Consider the following 5014-nt stretch of genomic DNA (forward strand, 5'->3'; position numbering starts at 1 on the left):
TCAAAGTAGTAGGTTACCTGTGGGGCCAAACGACCAATATTGATGGAGTTTGCGCTGGAAAGTACCGTGCCCTTACCAGCCAACTCACGCGCCAACTCCTTGTTAGCAAAGATTGCTTTAGCGGCGTTTTGAGCATCGTCAAAGTTTCCCTTAACAGCGCAAACAGCTACGTTAGAACCTTTTTGAGTCACCATCTGCAGGCGTTGAATATCAGAAACCTTGCCTTCAGGGTAAAAGACGGTGATGCCCATACCAGGCACATCCTTGAAACCCTCAAGTGCAGCTTTGCCAGTGTCGCCAGAAGTTGCGGTCACAATCATGATGCTCTTGCCGGCGGTGGCGGCCGCGTCGACAGCGCCAGCTACGTCCGCGTCCTCGCGAGCAACACTCATCAGGCGGGGGAGCATCTGAAGCGCAACGTCTTTGAAAGCCGACGTTGGACCATGGAAGAGCTCAAGCAGCCAGTCTTCTCCGATAGCAGAAACAGGCGTGATAGCCTGGGTGTCCCACTGAGAGCCATACGCTCCCTCAATACAGCGAGTCAGCTCTTCAGCAGAGTAGTCGTCCAGCAGAGCAGAAAGCACATCGAAAGCAGTAGCTTTAAAGCCCTGAGAACAAACCTTTGCAAGATCGAGGGGTTTCTCGTCAATTGAATCTTGGATATAAAGGCCGCCGTCGGGAGCAATTCCCTGCAAAATGGCTTGTTTAGCCAAGACGGTATGGTCAGAGCTTCTTGTGCTGTGATATGCGACGGCCATGAAACCACCAATCTTTAGAACGTGTCGCGTGTTGTGCGTTTCGCGTGTTGCGCGCGTGCAAATTGCGCGTCTCGCGTGTTGCGTTTCTATTATTTTAACAGTGAGAAGTAAATGTCGCTTGTAACATAGAATTGTTCATAGCATTATGAGGATGAGAAAAACTGTCGATTAGATTCTGTCTAGGTTTTTGGTAGTTTTTGTCTATGAGATTGTTATCAGTGCAGTCACCTTTGCGTGCGGTTGTCCTTGCTCTGCAATTAGCCTTGCAGGTAATCGGTTTTCTCGCAAAACGACTGCTAGATTTGGAGTTATATGCAAAACGTTGCCCTACTTGGATTTGGAACGGTTGGTGCTTCAGTTGCGCGCATTCTTGATGAGCGCGTTTCTGACGTTAATCTGACGTCCATCTTGGTTAGAGCTGGTAAAGAGCACGTTGACCCTCGGGCAACATCTGATTTTGATGCGCTCTTGTCTGACCCTGCGCTCGATACAGTTGTTGAGTGCATGGGCGGCCTCACGCCAGCCTATGAATATATCAAAGCTGCGCTGACGGCTAAGAAAAATGTAGTCACCTCAAATAAAGCCGTGGTATCTGCTCATTTTGAGGAGTTTATGACACTTGCCGCTGAAGCGGGCGTCAACCTTAAGATCGAAGCATGCGTGTGCGGTGGTATTCCTTGGATAGCAGGAATTCAGAAAGTTCGTCGTATTGACGAGATTTCTGCGTTCTGGGGAATCATGAATGGAACCACCAACTACATTGTCTATTCCATGCTCAAAGACGGAACGGACTTTGCTGAGGTTCTGAGCAAGGCTCAGGAGCTGGGTTACGCCGAGCGAGACCCGTCAAGCGATATCGATGGCATTGATGTTCGCTCTAAGACTATGATTTCTGCATCTATTGCCTTCGACGTAATCTGCACAGACCAGATTCCTATGTCTGGTATCAGAAACTTAACTAAGCGCGATCTTGCCATGTTTGGCAGTCACGATATGACAATCAAGCTCTTTGGTCGTGGTGTTTCTGACGGTTCATCGTATGCGGTAGCTGTTGAGCCAGTTGCGGTTTCGCTCTCAACCATAGAGGCTAACGTTCCAACTAACTTTAACGTTGCAACTGCCGTGGGAAATACCATTGGCGAGCTCAAGTTTTACGGTCAGGGTGCCGGTGGCGACCCAACGGCAAACGCCGTCGTGCAGGATATTATTGACTGTGCTGCGGCTCCTGCTGGGGGTCAGCAGACCTTCTCGTCAGATCTTTCGTATAATCCTGAGCTGCTTGTTTCTGATTACGTATTTAGGACGCAAGCGGATGTTCCGGGTGGCTCGTTCTGGGAGCCGGGTGCTCAGTTGGTTAAAAATCTAAGTGCCGAGAAGGCCCGTAATCTTCTTACCAGCGCACTTTCGCAAGATCCTACAACCTTTATGGCTGCACTTGAAAAGAGGAATTAGAAATGATCAAAATTGCAAAATTTGGCGGCTCAAGTGTTGCTTCTGCAGAGCAGTTCAAAAAAGTTAAAGCTATTGTTGAAGCTGACCCTGATAGACGCTTTATTGTTTCGTCTGCAGCAGGAAAGCGCCACTCAACCGATAACAAGATTACGGATCTTTTGCTGCTGGTAAATGCCCACATTGAGTATCACGTTGATTGCACCTCTTTACTTGCAGACATTGAGGCTCGCTTTGTGGAGATTGCTGATGAACTGGGAGTTGCATGGCCTGTCGCCGAGGAGTTTGAGAAGTTTGCTACAAACATCAAGTCCTTCTCGCCAGAGTATGTAGTAAGTAGAGGCGAGTGGTTTACCTGCCAGATTCTTGCCGAGTACCTTGGCCTGCCCTTTGTTGATGCTGCTGACGTTATGCTGTTCCATCATGACGGCACCATTGATATGGAGCGCACTGCCTCTAGGCTTAAAGAAGTTGTTGCTCGCAGCGGCTCGTTTGTGCTGCCTGGCTTCTACGGTGCTACCGTTGACGGTGCAATTAAGTTGTTCCAGCGCGGTGGCGGCGATATTACCGGTGCCATTGTTGCTCGCTGCCTAGACGCTGACTTGTATGAGAACTGGACTGACGTTTCTGGCTTCCTTTCTGCGGATCCTCGCATTGTTCAGAATCCACGCGCCATTGGCCGCATTACTTTTGACGAGATGCGCGAGCTTTCTTACATGGGCGCTTCCGTTCTTCAGGAAGAGGCAATTTTCCCTGTTCGCGAGGCAAACATTCCAATTCAGATTAAGAACACCAACCGTCCAGAAGACACGGGCACGGTTATCCGCGAGACCGCAGAGGGTGATGTTAGCGAGCACCTTATCACCGGTATTGCAGGCAAGAAGGACTTCTTGGCTATTCACGTTAAGAAGGCTCACATGTCCAACGAGGTTGGCGTCATCAGCCGCGCACTCAATATTGTTGAGCGTTACGGCGTCTCTGTTGAACACATCCCAACAGGCGTTGATTCGTTTGGTATTGTGGTAAATGCCTCCGACGTAAAGGATACGGTTTATTCCATCATCAGCGATATTCGTCGCGAGATTGAGCCTGATGATATTACGATGGTAGACCGTCTAGCTCTTGTTTCTGTTGTTGGTCGTAATATGTCTAGGCGTTCCGGCACCTCTGGTAAGATCTTTGGCGCGCTGGGTAATGCGGGCGTCAACATTCGCATGATTACGCAGAGCTCGGAAGAGATTAGTATTATTGTGGGCGTCGATAATGCCGACTTTGATCGCACAATTGGCGTCATTTATAACGGATTTGTTCGTGACGAAATGGTTTCGAGGTAACTATGGCTTTTGATCCAAACGGTAAGGTTGTTGCAATTCTTGGTGCTACCGGCGTTGTTGGTGCCCAGATGATGCAGTGCCTTGAAGAGCGTAATTTTCCTATCAAGGAGCTGGTGCTTCTGGCATCCGCTCGAAGCGCTGGTAAAACTATCGAATTTGCTGGCCAGCAGATTGTAATCCGCGAAGCAACACCAGAGGCTTTTGAGGGTGTAGATATTGTCCTTGGCGCAGCTGGCGACGAGCAGGCAAAAGAGCTGCTCCCTGAAGCGGTTAAGCGTGGATGCGTCTGCGTTGATAACTCCCATGCATTTAGAATGGACCCAAACGTTCCGCTGGTAATCCCAGAGATTAACGCCGAGGATATCAAGAACCATAACGGCATCATCTCTAATCCAAACTGTGCAACCATTATTGGCTTGGTACCTCTGTATCCTCTACATAAGGCAGCAGGTGCAAAGCGTATTATTGCGTCAACCTATCAGGCTGCATCAGGCGCTGGCCTTCCTGGCCTCACCAGCCTGAAGAATCAGATGGCTGACGTTGTTGCAGGTAGGGAAGTAACCGAGACCTCTCCATTTGCATACCAGCTGGCAGTCAATCTGATTCCACAGATTGGCGGCTTTGATGAGGTTGGCTACACTTCCGAGGAAATGAAGATGCAAAACGAGGGTCGCAAGATCATGCACCTTCCTGAGCTGCGCGTTAACTGCACCTGTGTTCGCGTTCCAACGATGCGCTCACACTCTGAGTCCATCACTGTTGAGTTTGAGCGTCCTTTGAGTCCAGATGAGGCTCGCGCTATTCTTGAGGATGCTCCAGGAATCAAGGTTGTAGACAACCCAGCAGAGCTTCAGTACCCAATGCCTCTTGATACTTCTGACCAGGACCTTATCTATGTTGGTCGTATTCGCGAGGATCTTTCCGCTGATAAAGATACTCATGCGCTGACATTCTTCTGTTGCGGAGACCAGATTAGGAAGGGTGCCGCAACAAACGCTGTCCAGATTGCAGAGTACCTGCTGTAATATCTGGCGCGCAGCCACGTTCGCATCATTTTCGTTGACCAAGTACCCGTTCGATTCTATTTCGTAGAATTGAACGGGTATTTTTGTGCGTCTGAGTCAAATTTTTCAGCGATAGAGTGCCATTCGGCGGCAAAGTGGTAAAAAATGCGTTTAGTTGGAGTATCCAAAAATGCTTAGTTTCTATGCAAGCCATCTACCAGCAATTTTACGTGGACAAAATTGTGGAAATTAGTACAAAATTTCTGAGCTGGGTAAACGTAAGTGACAAAATTTCGAAGTCCAAAAATAAACTCCAACTAAACGGATTTTTTACCCAAAACAGCACCTCTAATTTGATACATCAATTTCTTGATTAGTTTTCCTGCATATCAGCCATTGTTTATGCAAAAATCACCTATCTAAATAGTTAAAACTTTTATTCGAACAGGTATTCTACTTTTACAGTAGC

Annotated in this window: 3 protein-coding genes and 1 pseudogene; 3 read left to right on the forward strand and 1 reads right to left on the reverse strand. The window is 48.4% G+C overall.

Going from position 1 to position 5014, the window contains the following annotated elements:
- Window positions 1–758: pseudogene (locus RWJ43_RS05865) on the reverse strand (threonine synthase); the annotation flags it as partial.
- Window positions 759–1070: 312 nt separating this feature from the next.
- Here RWJ43_RS05865 and RWJ43_RS05870 point away from each other — a divergent pair.
- From RWJ43_RS05870 to RWJ43_RS05880, 3 genes are read left to right on the forward strand one after another with little or no spacing between them, the layout of a single operon-like run.
- Complete coding sequence (locus RWJ43_RS05870) at window positions 1071–2210, forward strand: homoserine dehydrogenase (RefSeq protein ID WP_314008902.1); 1140 nt, start codon at window positions 1071–1073, stop codon at window positions 2208–2210.
- Between the two features lie 2 nt (window positions 2211–2212).
- On the forward strand, window positions 2213–3541 hold the full coding sequence (locus tag RWJ43_RS05875; RefSeq protein WP_314008904.1) for an aspartate kinase: 1329 nt from the start codon (window positions 2213–2215) through the stop codon (window positions 3539–3541).
- 2 nt (window positions 3542–3543) lie between these two features.
- Window positions 3544–4566, forward strand: a complete 1023-nt coding sequence (locus tag RWJ43_RS05880; protein WP_314008906.1) for an aspartate-semialdehyde dehydrogenase — start codon at window positions 3544–3546, stop codon at window positions 4564–4566.
- Window positions 4567–5014: the final 448 nt, after the last annotated feature.

Origin of the sequence: Lancefieldella parvula (assembly GCF_963530955.1) — a bacterium.
Taxonomy (GTDB): Bacteria; Actinomycetota; Coriobacteriia; order Coriobacteriales; family Atopobiaceae; genus Lancefieldella; species Lancefieldella parvula_A.